The sequence below is a fragment of the Pradoshia sp. Z3_51 genome, from assembly GCF_058215915.1.
The window spans coordinates 22,886-45,123 of the sequence record NZ_JBZAJC010000017.1; the positions used below are offsets into that span (position 1 = coordinate 22,886).

The 22,238-nt window shown below is 38.2% G+C and carries 19 protein-coding genes; 3 read left to right on the top strand and 16 right to left on the bottom strand.

Translation table 11 applies throughout. The features are described 5' to 3' along the window. Positions 1-141 precede the first annotated feature (141 nt). Positions 142-591 (bottom strand): hypothetical protein, encoded by a 450-nt coding sequence (locus AC4BHA_RS18350; RefSeq protein ID WP_066104031.1) that lies wholly within the window; start codon positions 589-591, stop codon positions 142-144. A 510-nt stretch (positions 592-1,101) separates the two neighbouring features. Here AC4BHA_RS18350 and AC4BHA_RS18355 point away from each other — a divergent pair. Next, positions 1,102-1,752 carry a 2OG-Fe(II) oxygenase gene (locus tag AC4BHA_RS18355; RefSeq protein WP_490559031.1) on the top strand — a complete coding sequence of 217 codons (651 nt, stop codon included), beginning with the start codon at positions 1,102-1,104 and terminating at the stop codon, positions 1,750-1,752. 223 nt (positions 1,753-1,975) lie between these two features. On the opposite strand, the gene AC4BHA_RS18360 is transcribed toward AC4BHA_RS18355, so the two are convergent. The 10 genes from AC4BHA_RS18360 to AC4BHA_RS18405 all read right to left on the bottom strand — a co-directional run bounded on the left by AC4BHA_RS18360 (position 1,976) and on the right by AC4BHA_RS18405 (position 14,379). Continuing rightward, entirely contained in the window at positions 1,976-3,886 is a 1,911-nt protein-coding gene (locus AC4BHA_RS18360) for an AMP-binding protein (protein ID WP_490559032.1), read from the bottom strand. A 19-nt stretch (positions 3,887-3,905) separates the two neighbouring features. Beyond that, entirely contained in the window at positions 3,906-5,438 is a 1,533-nt protein-coding gene (locus tag AC4BHA_RS18365) for an acyl-CoA carboxylase subunit beta (RefSeq protein WP_490559033.1), read from the bottom strand. Positions 5,439-5,463: 25 nt separating this feature from the next. Next, a complete protein-coding gene (locus AC4BHA_RS18370) occupies positions 5,464-6,237 on the bottom strand; it encodes an enoyl-CoA hydratase (protein WP_139891591.1) in 774 nt (257 codons plus the stop codon). Next, positions 6,237-7,154, bottom strand: coding sequence for a hydroxymethylglutaryl-CoA lyase (locus AC4BHA_RS18375; RefSeq protein WP_139891592.1), 918 nt, complete (start codon positions 7,152-7,154; stop codon positions 6,237-6,239). Before AC4BHA_RS18375 ends, AC4BHA_RS18370 begins: the two co-directional genes overlap by 1 nt. A 16-nt stretch (positions 7,155-7,170) precedes the next feature. Next, positions 7,171-7,386, bottom strand: a complete 216-nt coding sequence (locus AC4BHA_RS18380) for an acetyl-CoA carboxylase biotin carboxyl carrier protein subunit (RefSeq protein WP_066104050.1) — start codon at positions 7,384-7,386, stop codon at positions 7,171-7,173. 11 nt (positions 7,387-7,397) lie between these two features. After that, on the bottom strand, positions 7,398-8,750 hold the full coding sequence (locus AC4BHA_RS18385; protein WP_139891593.1) for an acetyl-CoA carboxylase biotin carboxylase subunit: 1,353 nt from the start codon (positions 8,748-8,750) through the stop codon (positions 7,398-7,400). A gap of 12 nt (positions 8,751-8,762) precedes the next feature. Further along, on the bottom strand, positions 8,763-10,391 hold the full coding sequence (locus tag AC4BHA_RS18390) for an AMP-binding protein (protein WP_490559040.1): 1,629 nt from the start codon (positions 10,389-10,391) through the stop codon (positions 8,763-8,765). Between the two features lie 43 nt (positions 10,392-10,434). Next, positions 10,435-11,577: an acyl-CoA dehydrogenase family protein gene (locus tag AC4BHA_RS18395; protein WP_139891594.1), complete on the bottom strand. Its 1,143-nt coding sequence runs from the start codon at positions 11,575-11,577 to the stop codon at positions 10,435-10,437. Between the two features lie 67 nt (positions 11,578-11,644). Next, a complete protein-coding gene (locus AC4BHA_RS18400) occupies positions 11,645-12,259 on the bottom strand; it encodes a TetR/AcrR family transcriptional regulator (protein WP_066104057.1) in 615 nt (204 codons plus the stop codon). A gap of 527 nt (positions 12,260-12,786) precedes the next feature. After that, entirely contained in the window at positions 12,787-14,379 is a 1,593-nt protein-coding gene (locus tag AC4BHA_RS18405; protein WP_490559034.1) for a long-chain-fatty-acid--CoA ligase, read from the bottom strand. Positions 14,380-15,144: 765 nt separating this feature from the next. On the opposite strand from AC4BHA_RS18405, the gene AC4BHA_RS18410 reads away from it, so the two are divergent. Next, on the top strand, positions 15,145-15,807 hold the full coding sequence (locus AC4BHA_RS18410) for a tyrosine-type recombinase/integrase (RefSeq protein ID WP_490559035.1): 663 nt from the start codon (positions 15,145-15,147) through the stop codon (positions 15,805-15,807). 865 nt (positions 15,808-16,672) lie between these two features. Here the strand turns inward: AC4BHA_RS18410 and AC4BHA_RS18415 are convergent. Continuing rightward, a complete protein-coding gene (locus AC4BHA_RS18415) occupies positions 16,673-17,431 on the bottom strand; it encodes an SDR family NAD(P)-dependent oxidoreductase (RefSeq protein ID WP_140461402.1) in 759 nt (252 codons plus the stop codon). 164 nt (positions 17,432-17,595) lie between these two features. Between AC4BHA_RS18415 and AC4BHA_RS18420 the strand changes: the two genes are divergently transcribed. Continuing rightward, on the top strand, positions 17,596-18,507 hold the full coding sequence (locus AC4BHA_RS18420; RefSeq protein ID WP_066104069.1) for a LysR family transcriptional regulator: 912 nt from the start codon (positions 17,596-17,598) through the stop codon (positions 18,505-18,507). 481 nt (positions 18,508-18,988) lie between these two features. Here AC4BHA_RS18420 and AC4BHA_RS18425 read toward each other — a convergent pair whose 3' ends face one another. From AC4BHA_RS18425 to dmpG, 4 genes are all read right to left on the bottom strand, one after another. Further along, positions 18,989-19,777, bottom strand: a complete 789-nt coding sequence (locus tag AC4BHA_RS18425) for a 2-keto-4-pentenoate hydratase (protein WP_490559036.1) — start codon at positions 19,775-19,777, stop codon at positions 18,989-18,991. Positions 19,778-19,796: 19 nt separating this feature from the next. Then, entirely contained in the window at positions 19,797-20,606 is an 810-nt protein-coding gene (locus AC4BHA_RS18430; protein ID WP_066104075.1) for an FAD synthase, read from the bottom strand. A gap of 45 nt (positions 20,607-20,651) precedes the next feature. Next, on the bottom strand, positions 20,652-21,122 hold the full coding sequence (locus tag AC4BHA_RS18435) for a flavin reductase family protein (RefSeq protein ID WP_066104078.1): 471 nt from the start codon (positions 21,120-21,122) through the stop codon (positions 20,652-20,654). A 97-nt stretch (positions 21,123-21,219) separates the two neighbouring features. After that, on the bottom strand, positions 21,220-22,233 hold the full coding sequence (gene dmpG, locus AC4BHA_RS18440; RefSeq protein ID WP_140461399.1) for a 4-hydroxy-2-oxovalerate aldolase: 1,014 nt from the start codon (positions 22,231-22,233) through the stop codon (positions 21,220-21,222). Between the last annotated feature and the right edge of the window lie 5 nt (positions 22,234-22,238).

The window sequence follows — 22,238 nt, forward strand, 5'->3', positions numbered from 1 at the left end:
TTTTATAGTAAAGTTCTTGAACTAAAATTTTGGTTTCTTTCCTTCAAATGCCACGTTTACAAAACTAAAGCCTTTTTCATTTCTTTCCTTATGTATAATCAAGAGAGCCCATCAGAGGAAACTCCTAAAAGTAGAGAGTTATCAATATTTCACAATTGTTGTTACACCACGTTCAGTTAATAATGTTCGATGGCTAAGCTCTTCTACCCATTTTTTAGGGTTAAGCCTAAACAATCCATATTGATTTTGGTAGGTGTAACTACCAACGTTGATCATAATTGGCTCTGGAACTTCAAGGACACGCTGTATATATTCTTCATACCACTGTTGAACAGGTATTTCATAAAGCTCGATAACATCACCAATATCCATATATTTCTCCAAATAAACGAAAAAATGATTACCAAGAACTCCGACTTCATATATGTATGGCATTGATAAAACAGGTTTAACAATATCACACCACCATTTATCTGCTTCATACACTGAGAAACACATGTCTAATTCATCTATTCCATTATTATGGTAATTCTCTATTTCTTCAGGCATTATAAATGGCTTAGACGATGCTAAAAATTGAATACGCGACATATACAAGCCCTCCGTTCACTTCCATAAATTTATTTCTTAATTTTAATCAATAAATTTATTTTGAAATGATTTGAATTCCACTCTATAACTTTTTCTACTAAACTGCGAATCATTTCAAAATATATATTACCATAAATTTCAAGAATTCATTTTTTAGTTCAATAATTAAATTCTATGAAAATCAACCTTGATTATAAATTGTAGTTCCAGAATGATTCCTGTCTGAAACTGATAAAGCCAGATATAACAATGATCCCCCACCCATAATTTGCTAATAACGACTTAAAAACCTGTACTACAACCAGCAACGTTATATATCCATTGAGCTCTCTTGTCTCAAGATATGTTTGAGAATATATTCTTTTTAATATTTGCTCCCATTCAAACTCATATATTATTATTTTGAAATTTACTCTTCCAAAAATAATTATGAGAATTCTAATCGGATTTATTAAAATACATGATAAAATAACAAATGGAACAGAGAAAAGATGGGAGAGGAAGCAATATATGACAACGACCATTCATCCACAAAAAGAAACGCCTATTTTCCCCCACACAGGTCATTTCATTGAGACAGAGAACAGACGAATTCCTATCTTAGCTCGTCACGGTGAACCACTTGTTGTGGTATTGGGAAACGTGTTAAGCGACGAGGAATGCGATACATTGATAGAGTTAGCGAAGCAAGATATGAAACGTTCAACCGTTGGAGCAACCCGTGAAGTAAACGGTATGCGTACGAGTACAGGTGCTTTCATTGAAGATGCCCAAAATGAAACCGTTTTACGCATTGAAAAACGACTAGCTGAAATAACTGACATTCCGTCTGAACATAGCGAAAATCTCCATATCCTTCGCTATACTCCTGATCAAGAATACAAAGCACATTTTGATTATTTTGCTTCAACAAGTCAAGCAGCTCAAAACAACCGAATCAGTACAATTGTCTTATACCTAAACGATGTGGAAGAAGGCGGAGAAACGTATTTCCCTCACCTAGATTTATCAGTCGCTCCACAAAAAGGAATGGCGGTTTACTTTGAATATTTCTACCAAGACGAATCTCTGAACGAAAAGACCTTACATGGCGGTGCCCCGGTTACCAAGGGTGAAAAATGGATTGCTACTCAATGGATTCGGAAACAGCGTATTCGTTAACAGGACAGTAAAGCGAGGCAATGATGTATGCCTTGCTTTTTCTTTTGTTCCGATACATTCTATTAAATTATTTTAATCAAGTTAAATTTTCAAGAATACAACAATCCAATTATAGTAACTATAAAACTAATTAAAAAAGCATGGATGATATCCATGCCAACACTTAACTATTAGATAGCTGTTTACCAGCAAGTGATTCGCACACTTGCTTCCACCAGGGTTATCATTTTATTTTTATCTGATTGATTTCATGTACTATCTCCGGATTGACTAAGGAGGATAAATCACCTGCATCTTGGTTAAGGAAGGTAGATTTGATGACTCGGCGCATAATTTTCTGGTTTCTCGTTTTTGGCAGGTCGCTAACGAAATAAATAGCTGAAGGCTTGAGTGCTTTTCCAAGCTGATTGCCCAAAAGCTTCATAAGCTCAATTTCTAGCTCTGCATTCCCCTCTACATTCGTTTGTAAAACGGCAAAGCATACACAGGATTCCCCTTTAAGCTCATCCGGAATACCGATAGCAGCCGCTTCAATCACGTCTTCATGCTTAATAAGAATGGATTCATATTCAGTCGGACCTACTCTTTTTCCCGCTATATTCAATGTATCATCAGACCGCCCTTTAATCTCCCAAAAAACGCCGTCTGTACTCACCCAATCCCCATGAACCCAGGTATTCTTATAGGTGCTCCAGTATGTATCTAAGTATCTTTCCTTCTCATTCCAGAAGCTTTTAGTCATGCCAACCCAAGGAGCGCGAATACATAACTCACCCACTTCGTTTGTGACAGATTCACCGGATGAATTTAAAACCGTAATATCCATACCTGGCATCGGCGAATTAAATGTAACTGGAGCAATAGGCTTCAATAAAACATTTCCTAAAATGCCGCCGGATATTTCGGTGCCTCCTGAATAATTGATAATCGGGATTTTCTTTTTCCCAACCCTCTCAAACAACCAATTCCACGGATCCGGATTCCAAGGCTCACCCGTTGATCCAAACACTTTAAGAGATGAAAGATCGTGAGAACCGATTGAATCATCAGCTCTTGCCATAAGAGAACGAATTAATGTAGGTGATATTCCTAATTGCGTAACTTTCCACTTTTCAACTAACTTCCATATCTGATTAGCTGTTGGGTAGTCAGGCACCCCATCGTAAAGCATGATCGTAGCTCCGTTCATTAAACTGGCAAACAACTGGAATGGTCCCATCATCCAGCCCATATCTGTTATCCAGAGAAGCTTATCACCCTTGACCACGTCCATTGAGATTCTTGCATCAATCGCTGACTTTATCGGGAAACCGGTATGAGTGTGGACTGTTCCTTTTGGTTTACCTGTTGTCCCTGATGTATAAATGAGCATGAATGGGTCATCACTCTTCATTTCAGCAGAGGTGTCCACCGGATCTGTTGCTTCAATTTGATTCCAAGATACAAATGAACCACACATCCCAGTCTCTCCCACTACAACTACCTTCTCCAAAGTATCCATTTCATCTAAAACATTTGTAACTGTCTTTAACATATCGACCTTTTTACCACGTCGAGTATAGGACTCTGCCGTTATAATCATTTTGGAACCTGCTGCGTTTACCCGTGTCTTTAGGGCATCCTCTGCAAAACCGGAGAATACAGGCGAGACAACTGCTCCAATTTTTGCAGCAGCCAGAATGGCTACAATGGTCTCCGGAATCATTGGCATATAGATGGTTATTCTATCTCCACGTACAATCCCCTGTTCCAATAACCCTCCTGCCACTCGGCTCACCCACTCATATAATTGCGGAAAGGAGATTTTCTTTGTTTGTCCTAATTCATTTTCATATTCGATTGCATGATGATCAGAATATATCCATTTCTCTATACAAGAATCCACAATATTACAGGTTCCACCGACATACCAATCCGGGAATTCAATCCCATTTGATAGATCCATTACTTTTTTATATGGTGTTTTCCAACTGAACCCCAATTCTTTTTCGACCTCTCCCCAATACCAATCGGGTTTTTCAATCGATTTAGCATAAAATTGGTCATAGTCTTTAATGCTCAGTTCTTGTATCCATTTATGAAGACGCAGGTTAGAAATCGTACGATGATCGGGTATCCAGGCTACTTGGCTCATGAAAGAACCCTCCGTTTCCTCAAACCGGGTAAACCGGATGTTTTCGGCATGAAAAGACCTGATATTTACTTTGATATAAGCTAAATCTAGTGATTAATTGACTTCTTAAATCATTAGGTTCAACAATATCATCTATGATCATTTCTGAGGCGAGGCGATAAATATTAATATCTTCCTTGTACTCTTCTCTTTTTTCCATAATGAAGCCTTGGCGTTCTTCTTCCGGCAGCGCGGCAATTTTATTGGCATACACAGCATTTACTGCCGCTTCTGGACCCATAACTGCAATCGAGGCAGTCGGCAAGGCAAGACAGCAATCTGGTTCAAAGGCTGGACCGGCCATCGCATAAAGGCCAGCTCCATACGCTTTCCGAACAATAACAGAGATTTTTGGAACGGTTGCTTCACTCATGGCAGCAATCATTTTTGCACCATGCCTGATAATTCCTGCCTGCTCTACTTTAGTGCCAATCATAAAGCCTGGTATATCGGCCAAAAAGAGCAAGGGAATATTGAAGGCATCACATAGATTAATGAATTTGGCTGCTTTATCAGCAGAATCATGAAAAAGGACTCCACCCTTTACACGCGGCTGATTGGCAATAATTCCAACTGGTTTTCCACCCATTCGGGCAAGGCCAGTAATTAATTCAGGTGCAAACATTTTCTTAATTTCACAAAAGGAATCCTCGTCTATTAATTGATTAATGAGATCATACATATTAAAAGGTGCATTTTGATTCTGAGGGATAAGATCTGCGATTGTTTTCTCTGATACTTGAGGTAGCTTTTCTTCGGTGCTTTTTGTTTTTTCGGCAAAATTGGCTGGGAAGTAGGATAGATATTTCCGTGCATATTCGATTGCCTCTTGTTCACTGCTTACAAGAACATCTCCGCAACCTGATACGGAACAATGCATTTTCGCTCCGCCCATTTGTTCCAATGTGACCTTCTCACCAATCACCATCTCTGCCATTCTAGGAGAACCAAGATACATAGAGGCATTCCCTTCCACCATCACAACGATATCGCAAAATGCTGGAATATAGGCACCGCCTGCTGCAGATGGGCCAAATAATAAACAAATCTGCGGGATTTTTCCGGACAGTTTTACCTGGTTATAAAAAATTCTGCCTGCCCCTCGACGACCAGGGAACATCTCTACCTGATCCGTTATTCTCGCACCGGCTGAGTCCACTAAATAGAGCATAGGGATTTGCAGCTTATCAGCAGTCTCCTGAATACGAATGATTTTTTCAACCGTACGTGCTCCCCAGGATCCTGCTTTAATGGTTGAATCATTGGCCATAACAGCAACCGTTTGGCCGTTTATTTTTCCTAATCCCGTTACCACCCCGTCAGCCGGTAAACCTTCCGCAGAATGATTCGCAAACAATCCATCCTCAGCTAAAACGCCTTCATCAAACAATAACTCCAAACGCTCTCGGACGAACAATTTGCCTGCTTCTTTATTTTTTTGATGATACTTCTCTTCTCCGCCTCCTTTAATTTTTTCTATTCGTTCTATAAGGTCGTTTTGAATTGTATTCATGGTCATCTACCTTTCTATTGGGAGTTTATTCACCGGTATATACAGGCTTACGTTTTTCCTTGAATGCCATGAGCCCCTCCATACGATCCTTCGTTGGAATGGTAACCTGATAGCTCATTTCTTCAATTTGGAAACCATGTGCTAAGTCTGTTTCCATACCTCTTTCTATCGCTTTTTTAGCTTCCCTTACTGCGATAGGTGCATTGGCTGCAATTTTCTTTGCGATTGACAGACTCATAGTCTCCAGTTCATCCGGCTTGGCGATTTGATTAACCAGGCCAATTTGCAGTGCCTCAATGGCATCTATCCTGCGAGCGGTGAAAATAAGCTCCTTTGCTTTGCTGATTCCAATTAATCTCGGCAGTCTCTGTGTTCCGCCTGCGCCTGGAATAATTCCCAGAGAGGTTTCTGTGAGCCCCATCCTGGCATGATGGCTGGCCACTCTTATATCACAAGCCAATGCAAGCTCAAGCCCTCCGCCAAATGCTGCCCCATTAATGGAAGCAATCGTCGGCTGCGGCATTTGGTCAATCATGGAAATGGTTTCCTTGATTAATCTGACCGCTTCTCCTACCTGTGCTGGAGTCATATTTAACCGTTCTTTTAGATCAGCACCAGCACAAAAGGCTTTGTCACCACTGCCAGTAATGATTATGCAATGAATAGATGAATTTTCTTTATATAGACGCAGTGTTTGTTGCAATTCTTTTAACAACTCAATAGATAAAGCGTTGGATTTATGAGGATGATCTAATACAATCACCGCTATCCCGTCTTCTCGTATGGATCGGTTGATCATCAGTTGACCCTTCTCCCTTCCTTTTTCTCCTGGATAGCCATTTGTTTGCTCGACAAAGGGATACCCATCTGTTTTTGAATATAATCTGCAGCTTCAGCTAACATTCTTCCATCAATACCCGTACGAATCCCCATCCTCTCAAGCATATAAACTAAGTCATCAGTGGCTACATTTCCTGAGGCTCCGGTTGCATATGGACAGCCGCCTAAACCGCCTAGTGAGGAATCAAAAATTGTATATCCTTTCTTTAAAGCTACTAATATATTTGCCAGCGCCATGCCGCGTGTGTCGTGAAAGTGTAACGCAATACGATCCTTATTAAACCGTTTTGTTACTTCATCCAGTAAAAAATCAACCTGTTTTGGATGGGCAATACCAATTGTATCGCCAAGAGAGATTTCATCTACCCCCATCGCGAACAGCTTATCGCATATATGTAAGACAGCATCAATCTGAACTTCGCCCTCGTACGGACAGCCAAACACTGTCGATACATAAGCTCGTGTTGTTTTTCCTTCCTTTGATGCATCCTCTGCAACCTCCTGAAGAATTGGAAAGGTGTCTGCAATGGATTTATTTATATTTTTTTGATTATGTGCTTCACTCGCTGACATGAAAATAGAGACTTCATCGATATTTGCTAACAGCGCATTTTCCAATCCCTTTCGATTTGGCACTAGAGCCGCATAAGTGACCGTATCCTTGCGCTTGATTTTCCTTGATACCTCCAGCGCATCAGCTAGCTGCGGAATCCATTTAGGAGCAACAAAAGATGTAATTTCAATATAAGAAAGACCCGTTTCGCTCAACAGGTCAATCCATTCTATTTTTTGTTCAGTCGGAGCTATATTCATCTCGTTCTGCAAACCGTCCCGGGGGCCAACTTCTTTTATTTGTACAAATTCAGGTATCTCCAAAAAAGTTCTCTCCCTTCTAGTCAATACGGATTAAAACATCGCCCTCATTTACAAAATCCCCTTCGTTTACGACAACCTCTGTGACGAGTCCGTCTCCTTCAGCGGCTATAGGAATTTCCATTTTCATAGATTCCAAAATGACCATGTCCTGACCGTTTTCAACGGTATCTCCCTCTTTTACTTGTATTTTCCATACATTTCCTGCCATACTTGCTTTGATTTCTTCAGCCATTATTACCTCTCCTATCTGTTTTTCATTTTTTTAAGATTTGCTTCAATAAACCCAGTTGTTGTGTCTCCCGCCTTAAATGCTTCATGCTGGATGACCGTTAAAAGCATGGGTAGATTTGTTTTAATTCCCTGAATTTCATAGCTTTGAAGTGCCTTTGTCATACAGCTTATAGCTTCTTCCCTGCTTGATGCCGACACAATTAGTTTTGCAATCATCGGATCATAAAATGGTGTTACCTTAGAGTTACCACTGATAGCAACCTCATTTCGTACACCTGGACCATTCGGTAATTTCAGATGGGTTATTTGCCCGGGTGATGGTAAGAACGTAACGGGATCCTCCGCATAGACTCTCACTTCAATAGCATGACCCTCTAACCGAATATCATCTTGGGTAAAACGTAAATTCTCCCCATAGGCAATCCTAATTTGCTCCTCAACCATATCAATTCCCGTAATCTCCTCTGTTACCGGATGTTCAACCTGCAGGCGCGTGTTCATTTCAAGGAAATAGAAATTCTTTTGTTCATCCATTAAAAATTCAAAGGTACCGGCATTATAGTAGCCTAAATCGCGTACGGCCTTTAATGCTGTTTCGCCCATTCTTTTCCGTAAACTCTCATCAACAAATGGAGATGGTGCTTCTTCTACCACTTTTTGATTACGGCGCTGAATGGAACATTCACGTTCCCAAAGGTATACAGCATTGCCTTGCTTGTCAGCCAGCACTTGAATTTCAATATGTCTCGGGTTCACAATGACTTTCTCAAGGAACATATCCCCATTGCCAAAAAAACTTTGGGCTCGGTTTTGATTGCCTTCATATGCTTTTATGAGCTCGATTTCATTTGAGACTGACTGCATGCCAATCCCGCCTCCGCCAGCAGAGGCTTTCAGCATTACAGGATATCCGAGTTTCTTAGCTACCCTGACTGCCTCCTCCGCATCAGCAAGCGGGTATGATATTCCAGGCACAACCGGTACACCTGACTTCTCCATGGCCTCCCTTGCCTTTGTCTTTTGTCCCATTAGTTCAATGACATCCGGAGAGGGACCAATGAAAACAATATTTTCTCTTATGCATTCCCTCGCAAACTCACTGTTTTCACTTAAAAATCCGTAACCCGGATGGATAGCTTCCACATCATGCTCTTTCGCAATCTCTAATATTTTCGCGGTATTAACATAGCTTTCATTTACTCTTGGACCACCCAAAAGAAAAGCAAAATCTGCTTCCTTAACAAATGGTGCCTCTTGATCTGCCTCAGAATAAACCGCAACCGTTTCGATATTAAGGCGTTTACAGGTACGGATTATTCTTGAAGCGATTTCCCCTCGATTGGCAATTAATATTTTCTTAAACAATGCTGCTCCTCCTCACGTTCCCAAAATCTGCATGGATTGTTCCCGAAGCTTATATTTTTGAATTTTTCCGGAAGCTGTCATCGGATATTCGTCTATAAATTCGATATAGCGCGGAATTTTATGCCTTGAAATCTTCCCGTGGCAGTAAGTACGGATATCCTCGGCTGTTATGGATGTGCCTTCTTTAGGAATGATCCATGCCATTACTTCTTCACCATATTTGGCATCTGGTACACCAATGACCTGGACATCAAGTACAGAAGGATGCTGGTACAAAAACTCTTCTATTTCTCTTGGATAAATATTTTCGCCACCACGGATAATCATGTCCTTAAGCCTGCCAGTAATAGCGCAATACCCATTTTCATCCATGACAGCCAAATCACCGGTATGAAGCCAGCCATCTTTGGAAATCGCAGCTGCAGTTGCTTCTGGATTTTTGTAATAACCCTCCATGACATGGTAACCGCGTGTGATTAACTCGCCATGCTGCCCCCGAGGCACTTCATTCTCAGTGCCAGGCTCGACGATTTTCACCTCAATATTAGGCATCGATCTGCCAATGGAGCTGACTCGCAATTCAAGCGGATCGTCCGTCCTCGTTTGAGTGATACCAGGTGAAGATTCGGTCTGTCCAAATACAATCGTTATTTCATTGGCCCCCATCTTTTCCACTACACCCTTCATGACTTCAATAGGGCAGGTGGAACCAGCCATTATACCTGTACGCAGAGTGGATAAATCGTATTCTTCAAAGTCCTCCAGATTCATTTCAGCAATGAACATCGTCGGAACACCGTGAAGAGCGGTACATTTTTCTTCTTCAACAACCTGTAAAACACTGCGCGGATTAAACTCCTGCAATGGAATCATGGCTGCACCAACAGAAACGGCTGTTAATGTTCCTAATACACACCCAAAACAATGGAAAAAAGGAACTGGAATACACATACGATCTTCATTTGTCAGCTTCATTCCCTCAGAAATATTGATCGCGTTATTGACGATATTGCGGTGAGTCAGCATGACTCCCTTTGGAAAACCAGTTGTCCCAGACGTATACTGCATATTGATGACATCGCTGTCGTGTAAGGAATCCAGCCTTTCAGCCAATTCCTGCTCTGATGTGTGGGAGGCCATTTTTATCACATCATCCCAGTTGTACGTACCAGGATATCGATTCTCACCGAGCACGATAACATTTTTTAAATAAGGCAGCTTCTCTGATACCAGCTCTCCAGGAGGTGCATCTCTTAATTCCGGTATGACTTCATAAAGTGTTTCAATATAGGAATGATCCTTCACATTTTCCATTAAAATAAGTGTTTTTGAATCAGACTGCTGCAAAAGGTATTCTAGCTCTTTGGCTCTGTAACTCGTATTTACCGTAACGAGCACCGCCCCCATCTTCCCTGTCGCATATTGGGTAATCAGCCATTCAGGAGTATTAGTCGCCCATATGGCAAGATGATCTCCCTTTTCCATTCCAAGCGACATAAACGCTCGGGCTGCCTCCTTGCAAACTTCATTAAACTGTTTATACGTATACCGAAGACCTCGATCTGCATAAACAACTGCTTCTCGCTCCGCATGCTCTTGAGCTATTTCATCCAAAAGAGCACCCACTGTTTTCTGAACCAAATCCGCCATCTCGTTCCTCCTTATCACTTAAAAAAATATAAGGCTAGCAACCTAGTTGGCGGGATATTACAAGTCGCTGAATTTCTGATGTACCCTCGCCAATCTCCAATAACTTCATATCACGTAAGTAACGCTCCACTTCGTATTCACGCATATATCCATATCCACCATGAATTTGAATCGCCTGATTGCATGTACGGAATCCCATTTCAGAAGCAAATAGCTTGGCATAGGCAGATTCTTTTGTGAAATTCTTTTTTTGATCTTTAAGCCAGGCAGCCTTTAATACCATATTTCTCGCCAGCTCAATTTCCATTGCCATGTCTGCCAGCTTAAATTGAATAGCCTGAAACTTAGAGATGGACTGTCCAAACTGGATTCGTTCCTTACTGTAGGCAAGCGCTTTATCAAATGCTGCCTGAGCAATCCCGACCGCCAAAGCCGCGATTGAAATCCGGCCGCCGTCCAGTGTATATAAAAATTGTTTAAATCCTCCCTCGAGATCTCCAAGGACATTCTCCTTAGGTACCCGAACATGGTCGAGGATTATTTCTGATGTATTCGAAGCTCGAACACCCATTTTGTCGTAATTGCTAGTAATCTTTAGCCCTGGCGTATTAGTTGGTACAAGAAAGGCGGAAATAATATTTTTTCCGGTATTGGTCTTACCAGATATCGCAGTGACCGTAATCGTTTCTGCAAATCCGGCATTTGTAATCCAGCATTTTTCTCCTGTAATTACGTACTCATCACCTTCTAGAACTGCCCTTGTTCTCGTCCCTCCGGCATCTGATCCGGCATTAGGCTCCGTTAATCCAAATGATGCTAAGGCCTTACCACTTGCCAATGGAGTTAAGTACTGTTGCTTTTGCTCCTCTGTTCCAAAATAATAAATCGGACTCGATCCAAGTGATACGGCAGCTGCATAGCTCAAGCCCGTACCTCCGCAGGCTCTTCCAATTTCCTCTACTGCAAGCGCATAAGAGATCGTATCTCCACCAGAGCCTCCGTATTCTTCTGGAAAGGGAATTCCGAGCAGACCTAATTCACCCATTTTCTTAAATACTTCTTCAGGGAATCTTGACTCCCGGTCTAATTCAATCGCTATTGGCTTAATTTCCTTTTCCGCAAATTCTCTTGCCATATTGCGGACCATCTTTTGCTCCGTGCTCAATTCAAAGTTCATTTTCATCCTCCTACTCTTTTGTGAAAGACCGACTGGTTGGTCTGTTATAGATATGTAAGCGCTTTAATTATGTGGTAAAAAAATGTCCGTATTTCCTTTTTGCCTCTTCGGTTAATAGAGCATGCATAATAAAGTCAGTAAAATACACAGAAATCTGATCCATCGGCATTGGCCCGTTTCGTTGATACCATTTTGAGGTCCAGTTCACAATTCCCAATATGGCAAGACCACTGATTTCAAAAGGAATCTCTTTTCGAAAATCTCCGGAATCCTGACCTTCTTTAATGACTTCGTATATTAATAGCCTGAACTCATCCCGCTTCAGTTTAATAGTTGAATCCAGTTCCGGTTTTAAATATTTACTTTCCTGATAAAAGACTGATATGTGAGATTGGTAGAGATCAAATACTTTCGTAAACGAGTAAATAATCTGCTGAAGTTTCTCTGGTGGAGTTTGATAATGGTGGATAGCCTCTTTGGCTTTACGCAAGACATAGGAGATAAATGTGTCGTGTATAGAGAAAAGCAATTCATCCTTTGATTGAAAATGGTGATAAAAACCACCCTTTGAAGTATCACTGGCCTGAACAATATCATTTACTGAAACACCATGAAAGCCATGCTTTTCAAACAGCTTAACAGATGTATCCAGAATGCGATCCTTTAATTCCGTTTTCTTCACCCCTCTCCATGTTCATTTATTATGATTTAGATTCTAACTTAAACTTCACAAAATTGTCAAATTATTTAATTTATTCAAATATTTAGGTTTGAACTGGATGGTTAAAATGAATTTGATAACTATTAATGAAATAGAAACATGCAGCACCATTAATTAGATTCAAAGTAAAACCAGATAGTCCGTTCCATTGCGCTGCATCCACTCGCTTTCCGCGGGGAGGAAGGCTTTAGCCTCCTCGGCTGCGCCTTGCTCAGGTCTCAGCCTTTCCTCTACTTCCCGCAGGAGTCGAGGGCTTCCGCTCCATTCCACTAGATGTGAATAATGGTATGCAGCATGAACCTATCTTTTGAAAACAAATAAAATCCAAACTAGCCGGCAAATATCCAATTTAAAATGTAACCTAATAGTTCGGATTTATCGTTAACTGAAATACTTATGTCCCAGCCTTTTTTAATATATTGATTATACTTTTTTGCTAATGTAATCCATTAGTTATCCTATCATAATAATCTTCAGTGGCTACCCTATTAATTGACGAATTTCCCGCCTTTTCCGGCTGCCTCCCAGTAATCATTACGAAGGACTACCTTTTGTATTTTCCCGGAAGCTGTCTTTGGTAGTTCGCTTACAAAGGTTGCTCCTGTTATTGCTTTAAAATGAGCTAACCTCTCTCTTGTAAATGCTATTAATTCCTCTTCAGTCACGTTTCGTCCCTCTCTTTGAACAATAAAGGCATGCGGAGTTTCTCCCCACTTTTCATGAGGAACAGCAATCACCGCTGCTTCTAATACATTCGGGTGGTCATATAACACTCCCTCAACCTCGATGGAAGAAATATTTTCTCCGCCGCTTATGATAACGTCTTTCTTCCTATCGACAATATCAATATGTCCATATTCATCTACAGTAGCCATATCTCCCGTATGAAGCCATCCGTTTTTAATCGCCTCCATCGTTGCCTCTTCATTCTTCCAGTATCCTAACATGACTCCATTACTTCTTGTAATGACTTCCCCAATCTCTTTACCGTTATGCTCGACTTCTTCGCAATGCTCAGTCACAACTTTCACATCACAGCCAACCATCGATATCCCAGCCTTCGATTTAATTCTGTATTGTTCCTCAGTAGGTAACTCCTTTAATTCTGAGCGAACAACTGAAATCAAGCTTAAAGGAGAAGATTCAGTCATTCCATATACTTGTATGAAATCCCAGCCCAGCTCTTTTTCCACTCGTCTAACAAAGGCTGGCGGTGGTGCCGAACCGGCAATGACAACTCGAACTGCTTGTTCAATGTTTGAGCTATTCTGGTCGTAATATTGCAGGAGTGCATTTAACACGGTTGGAGCCATATGCATAACGTTTACTTTATGTTTTTCCAGGGCAGAAAAAATCATCTCAGGTGTCGTTTTTCGAGAGCAGACCTGAGTAGCACCGTTAGCCGTATAATAAAACGGAGAACCCCAACCATTTACATGGAACATCGGTAAGACATGAAGTAACACATCTTCATCCGTTATGCGAAGATGATGCATAGTACTTAAAGCATGAATATAATTATTTCGATGAGACAGCATGACTCCCTTTGGATTCCCAGTTGTTCCACTTGTATAAAGAAGGCTGGATACATCATCTTCTTCTAACGGAAATCTCTCAAATGCCTCGTTACTTTGCTCCTCCAACCAAACATCATATCCTAACTCTTCTGTCTCTGAATCTTTATAATGAACTATAATTTTTTCAATCGTTTTTAGCTTATCTTTAATTGGCAAAATCAAATGGTAAAGGTCTTGATCAACGAATAAAATTTTCGATTCACTGTGGTTTAAAATAAATTGATAATCATCTGGCTTTAATCGACTATTTAGTGGTACCATCACACCGCCCAATTGGAAAATCCCATAAAAGCCCTCCAGCATTTCTACAGAGTTTGGCGCTAAATAGGCAATACGATCCCCTTTTTGAACCCCCAAATTCTTTAAACCGTGAGATAACCGATTAACTCTTTCATTTAGTTCTTGATATGTAAATACCCTGTCTTCACATATGATTGCCTGCTTGTCCCCATACAAGCTTACGGCCCTGTCTAAAAATTGCGTAAGTATTAAAGGTACGTTCATTACTGTATCCCCCTTTTCCAAAATCTAAATATTCCGAATTAATTAGGCATAACATATTCACTGGACTTGCAGCAGTATATTCTTTCCAAGTGATGGGAGGAATCAATTTTACTTCTGATATTCACACGGAACATCAATCTCTTAAAATCTCTTCCCGCTAAAACACTCAACTATCTCCCAAATAATTAATTCGACAAGCAAGAACTATATTTCCTGCAATAATAATGAAAAAGAAAATAAAAAAGCAATCCGAAGAATGCTTGAATGAATAATCCCTTATTGTTTGCGGTCTATATGGAAAAATAGAAACTATCTTACTTTGATTAAATTTAGAAATTTAGACTAGTAAATTGACAGGGTGGGGGTCGCTGGTTCGAACCCAATCGGGATCATACTTATAGTCGTAGCAAGGTTTGAATCAACTTTCTCATACCCTAAAATGTTATGGTCGTAGCAAAACCTGTTACGATACTCAACGACCACTTCACAAAATCATGTGAGGTGGTATTTTCTATGTTACTAAAGTTTGTTATCCAAGATTTTTATGAAGACAGAGAGTTTAAAAATGTAACTCCACAGACTATGGAAACTTACAAGTTAATCCTCAACGAAATGTAACGCTTTTTCAACGAGAATGAAGTTCTTATTGTTGAAGATGTCTCCCCTTCTCATGTTAAACAATACATAATTCACTGTAAGGACAAGGGTAATAAGCCTACTACCACAAACACTAAGTTACATCGTACAAGAGCCTTCTTTAATAATATGGTTGAATGTGAAGTAATTAAAAAGAGCCCTGCCACCAAAGTACCCAAAGCCAAAGAAGATATCCGAATAGATGTATTTACGGATTATCACATTAAACAACTGCCCCATTACTATAGAAGGATTAATAGAGAAAAGCCCTTTGTTGCCTATCGAGATCATACAAACATTATTGTTTTAATTGGTACAGGCATCAGGTTATCTGAACTTACTACATTAAAATGGACTGATTTAGACATAGGTAATCAAACCCTTTCTTTATTCGGTAAAAACCGTAAGCGCGAATCTATTCCTGTGACAGAGAAGGTTATTCACGAATTGTCTTCCTACCACCTATACTGTGAACAAGTATTTGGCCGTGAGTATTTAAGTGATTATATCTTTACTAATCGTTACAACAAAGAATTCACACCCGATGCCTTAAAAAATGTATTTAAACGGTTAGCACGAATTATGAATTTTAAAGATGTCAGATTATCAGCCCATACTTTCCGACACACCTTCTGTCAACGATGCATCCATTCTGGAATGAGTACATTTGCTATCCAAAAACTAATGAGACATTCCTCAATAGCCGTAACCGAAAAATACGCTGCCATGTGGGGAAATGATTTAAAAGAACAAAACGACAAGTATAATCCATTAAATACAGTGGATGTATAATCAACACTCTTTAGATAGACTTTATGGTCTATCTTTTTTATGGTAGACAAATAGAAAATTGCTGTATCCCTTGATATGAATGACTTTTCGGTTAAGGCTGGGAATTTTCTATTATAGGTAAAGATACATCTAATCATTTAGAAAAGGCAATTCTGTATAATTAGAAACCACTCATATCAAGCGTTACAACAACGTTAGTTAAATAAGATGGGAATTTTGTATTACAAGAAGATATATGCTCAATCAACCTACTACTTTAGTAAAATAGATTTCAAAACTAGCTCTCCTTTCACTTTGTTTGTGAATATTCTAACATAAGTGAATCTTAAATATTTCAGATTATTCTTCCGCATCAAGGCCGATATGCTATAGTTTTTACACTACAGGATAGTATTCATTTCCAATTTAATTCTTAGATAATTTTATAAAAGTTCATTTTTTTGTTTTTTGGGTAGTCTATTTTTGGTAGTGAGTAGTGATTTTTAGCTTATTGTAGGAATGTTAATTGACTTTTGTAGTTTTTAAGGATCTTTTAATATTTAGGAGGGAAAGTATGCTAGCAACGTTAATAATTTTTCTATCAATAATTTTTGTATGTTATTTGTCTATAGCTTGATAACTTATAATTTCAGTTCTTATGTATTTCTATTATTAAATTTTATAATACTATTAATAGGACTACTAAAAAAGATCAGAAAAATTCCGGAAGATATATAAGGATTATTTTTTCGTTGGTTGTTTCTATTCTGATTATACGTAAATAAAAATTTATTAAATTTCTAATAAAAAAGAAGCTATTAATTGAACAAAATAGCTTCTATTCACAAAATTTGTATAACCTTTAAATAGCATTTATTGATGGTGATTAAATTATTGTAGCTCCACCATCAATCACTAATTCAGTACCTGTTAAATAACTTGCTTCATCTGATGCAAGGAATAATACTCCCTGTGCCACTTCAATTGGTTCAGATGGACGGCCTAATGGAATAATGGATGTAATATGTTCAGAAGCTTTTTCATCTTCTAATGTACCTTTCATCATTGGTGTATTAATAAAGCCGGGATGAACCGAATTCACTCGAATATTAAATTTACCATAACTTGCAGCAACATTTTTTGTCATCGAACGGATTGCACCTTTTGTTGCAGTATAAGCAGTTGGACCTGCTGTACCAATCATTGCAGCTATAGATGATATGTTAACAATGGAACCGCTCCCAACTTTTTTCATAATAGGTAGGACGTACTTCATACCTAAAAAAGTACTTTTAAGATTGATATTTATTACCATGTCCCATTCATCCAATTCAGTTGTTTCTGGTGTACCAAATTGATTTTTACCACCGATCCCTGCATTGTTTATTAAAATATCTACCTTACCATAAGTAGCTACTGCTTGTTCAACAACAAATTCCCATTCTTCAGAAGAAGCTACATTATGCTTTATTGCATAGGCGTCTCCGCCATTACGAATAATTTCATTTACAACCTCTTCTAATTTTTCATATTGTACGTCAGTTGCAACTACTTTTGCTCCTTCTTTAGCAAATAGTTTTGCCTCTTCTGCACCCATTCCGCTTGCAGCTCCAGTAATAATAGCTACTTTATTTTGTAATCTCATTTCAAATCCTCCTTTATGACAAAAGAATATAATGTCAATGTCATAATAATTTAATTTGTGAAAATTTTAGTACATTTCTATTATAAATGAATTGTTATTTTAAATATATTTAATTATATTTAAGTTAACTTAGTTATTTTTTAAGTATATAAGGGGTGAATATATTGAACTTAGAACAACTAGCAAACATTGTAGAAATATCTAAAACAAAGTCTTTAACATTAGCGGCAAATAATCGAAATATCACTTTACCAACATTAAGCCAATCTTTATCACAATTTGAGAAGGAAATTAATATCAAATTATTTAAAAGGTCTCGATCTGGTACAATTCCTACTAAAGAGGGACAATTAATAATTAATAAAGCTAGGGAAATAATTTTAAAGATTGAGATTCTAAATGAAACCATCCAAATAATCAAGAATGAACTTAATGGAACCATAAGATTCGGTTCATTACCCGGTTTTATGCCCTTAATAATTGACTCCTTCTCAGATTTTAAAAAAACTTATCCTCTAATAAAATCCAACCTATTCGAAGGAAGTACAACACAAATATATGAGAAACTGTTAAATCAAGATATCGACATTGCTCTTTTAGCATTTGATGATAAAGATCAATTAGAAAAAAAGGAATATTACTTTGAAAAAGTAACTTCTTGTAAAACTGTGATTGCGGTAAATAATACATCTCCACTTGCCAAAAAGATATCAGTCACACTTTCAGATATTAGTGACTATCCAATAGCAATTCATGATGATTATAAAATAATGGATATTTTATCTAGTGATAATAATTTTGATAAGATAGATATTGCTTTAAGAACAAATAATTTAGATTCAATCCGTAAAAGTCTTTCAAATAATACTGCTATTACCATAGGCTTAAATTATAGTTTCATAACTGATCCTTATTTTATTCAACAAGAGGATATTGTTCTCATTGATTTAATAGTACCTTTTCCACAAAACCAATTTATTGGTTTTGTGAGGTTAAATAATACTAACTATTCAGAAATAACACGTGTTATGGTGGAATTTGCAAAAAAACAATTTAATAAATATATTGACATTTAAATTAGCAAACTTAAAAAATCATACTTATGACTTTTTTAAAAATATTGGAATGAAAAATAACCCAGTAATCATGTTTAGAACCGCCAATTCCCCTACATTAATTATGGTAGCTTTAATGCAAGAGCCTTTCATTTACCTAAAGGAAGAAAGTTATTAATGACATACATCAAAAATGAAGAGTTAAACAATTAGAAGTAGCTAAGATTAAGACGGGGCATAATGGGACAAAATTGGACATAACCGCCACTAAGTTCTGAAGCCTCTCTTAAGGATGCTGGTATTTAAAAAATCTGAAATAGAAAAAGAAGTGCAATAAAACAATATTGTAAATTATAGAAAATCCGCTTTCTAAAGGAAAACGGATTTTTTCTAACCTTATGAAAGGTTGCACTTCATGGAAGTAGCTGCCAATAGGTTTTATTTGCTAATTCAATGCTCTTAGTTGGATAGTTATTTTATCAAAGTCATATTGGGTCTAAATTTATTCCACAAAGTGAACATTTACTTCACCAATTTGTGTAAACTTGGCTGTAAACTGATCTCCTTTTTCTACTACTACCGCTGCGGATAAGGCACCTGATAAAATAACCTCCCCGGCTTTAAGTGTGACACCATATTCCGATAATTTATTCGCTAACCAAGCAACACATAGAGCCGGATCTCCTAAAACATCCATCCCTTTTCCTTCATTAACCACTTGGTTATTTTTTAAAAGTTGCATATGAATGCTAATTAAATTCACGTCACTTATGTGAACTTTATTTGATCCAAGAACATAAAGTCCACAAGAGGCATTGTCGGCAACCGTATCTTCAAGTTTTATTTTCCAATCTTTAATACGGCTATCAACAACTTCAAGGGCAGGTACAACATAATCTGTTGCCCGTAGAACATCATCTACAGTAACATTTGGGCCAACTAAATCTTCCTTAAGTACAAATGCAATTTCGCCTTCAATTTTTGGTTGAAATAATTGACTTAGGGAAATTTCTGCCCCCTCTTCTACATACATCGACTCTAAAAGATGTCCATAGTCCGGTTGATCTACACCTAAGAGATTTTGCATTGCAAATGATGTTAAACCAATTTTTTTGCCTGTGATACAATCACCTAGCATTGTTGCAATTTTAATTCGTTTGACTTGAATGGCATAGGCATCATCAATAGTCATTGTCGGCTCTTGTATTGTAAGTGGTATAATTGATTGATGTTTTTCATGTGCTTTATCAAGCAGTTGAATTACATTAGATATTAATTGCTCTGTTACCATAACTCCCCTCCTCTAAAGATTAAATTCTAGTTAAACTTCTTGATTGGCTAGGCTGCAGCCAGTGAATTTTCACATTTCCCTTTGTTACCTTATTGAACGAATCCATAATTCGTATATTACCATGTTCGTTGACAGAAACAATTGACTTGATTTTATACTGACCGTACTCCAACACAACCTCATAAATCCCCTCATTAGGAAGCATCTTCGGCTCCATAGGTTTGAATTGATTTCCATCCCAAAGCATTTTAACGGTATAGTGCTTTCCAAGAAAATGAGGAATCTCATGCACATCGGTCGATAGTAATCGTTGTCGAATTGCTGTTGAACTAATTTTTTCACCTAAATAGTCTACACGTTGTACCTCGGTTACAGTAATTTGATATTTTGAATCATTGGGAATATGTTTAAGTTTTCCTGCACCTTTAGATCCATAAGAGAAATCAAAACCTGCAATCACATGTGTTACACCAAGATTTAGTAAATAGGCATCAACAAATTGTTTGGGTGACAGTGCTGCAAAATCAAGTGTAAAATCGACAAGATAAAATATGTCCACACCTAAACGATTGAGCATCATTTCTTTTTCAGAAAGTGTCGTTAAATGAGAAATACATCGCTTCCCGCCAGACAAGATATTGATAGGATGTGGCCTAAAACTCATTAGTGCTAATGGAAATCCACGATTATTTGCTTCTTTACGGGCAATTTGTATGACACGCTGGTGTCCCAGATGGACACCATCAAAATAGCCAAGTGCCATAACACAAGGAGTTACCTTAGTATAAATTCCCTGTAAATTTAGAGCATTAATTAAAATCGTTTTCATTAGCATAACTCCTTCTATCATCCTTGTTAGAGATTCCCATTTCCCTTATACTTCAACTAATTCCTCGAGGCTGCGATATTTTCCATTGAAAAATAATAATGGATCACCATCTTCAACCGTAATGTTAGTTACTTTACCAATGAATAATGTGTGGTCACCTTCAACATGTTCAGCAGAAACTTCACAAGCAACTTGCACAATAGCCCCAGGGATAACAGGTACATCTGTTAAACGATTAAATGTTACCTCCTGATCTTTAATTTGACCTGCAAATACTTTAGAAATTTCTTCCTGATTAGAACTTAAAATATTGACTGAAAACTTTTTGGCTTGTTGGATTTTAGGAAGCATACGTGCGTTTTCTTTAATCGAAATCACTACTAATTTTGGATTAAGTGAAACGGACATAAAAGCATTCGCTGTCATTCCATGTGTTACATCCTCTAGGTCTGTTAAAATGACTGTCACACCAGTTGCAAATTTACCCATTGCACTTCTAAATAAACGATCATCCATTTTTGAACCTCCCCTAACGATTTAACTTTTATAGATTTACTGGATAGCCTATTTTTCGAAACATAAAGGATCTTCAAAACTTGCTTAAAAATAATTTTCAAGCCTTTACTGTTCCACTTTTCAACTCCGCAGCAACCTCTAAAATCATATCCTCTTGACCACCAACTGCTTTACGTTTACCGATCTCTATGAGAATATCACGTGCATCTACACCAAATCTTTCTGCAGCTCTTTGCGCATGTAATAAGAAGCTTGAATAAATACCCGCATACCCCAATACTAAGCTACCGCGTGTAATCTCTTGAGGTGTTGGCAGAATTGGCGCTACAATTTCTTCAGCTACATCCATTATTTTATATAAATCAATTCCTGTAACAATATTCATTTTATCCAATATGCTTACTAGGACTTCGGTTTGTGTATTACCAGCACCAGCACCTAAACAACGGATACTGCCATCTATACGATCAGCTCCATGTTCAATAGCAGTTAATGAATTTGCCACAGCCAGTGACAAATTATTATGTGCATGAAAACCTAGAGGAACGTTTATTTCTTGTTTCAATGCTTTTATTCGATCCGCTACCTGAATTGGAAGTAGAGCACCTGCAGAATCTACAATATAAATGACATCTGCTCCACCATTTTCCATAATTTTTGCTTGCTCTACAATTTTACTTGGTTCAGCCATATGGGACATCATTAGAAAACCAACTGTTTCTAGACCCAGCTCCTTCGCTAAGCTTAGATGCTGTAATGAAACGTCTGCCTCCGTGACATGTGTAGCGACGCGAACCATAGAAACACCTAAATCTCCTGCAAGTCTAATATCAGGCTTCGTTGCAATTCCTGGTAAGGAAAGTACAGCAATTTTTGAATTTCCGGCAGTTTCTACAGCAGCCTCGATGAGCTTAAACTCATCCGTATGTGAATGGCCGTACTGAACCGTCGATCCCCCAAGACCATCTCCATGAGCAACCTCGATATATGGTACGTTTGCTGAATCTAAGCCAGCAACAACTTTCCTAACCTGTTCAACTGTAAATTGATGACGGACCGCATGACTGCCATCTCTTAAAGCTACTTCTGTTATGATAATATCGCGTTTCATCGTAT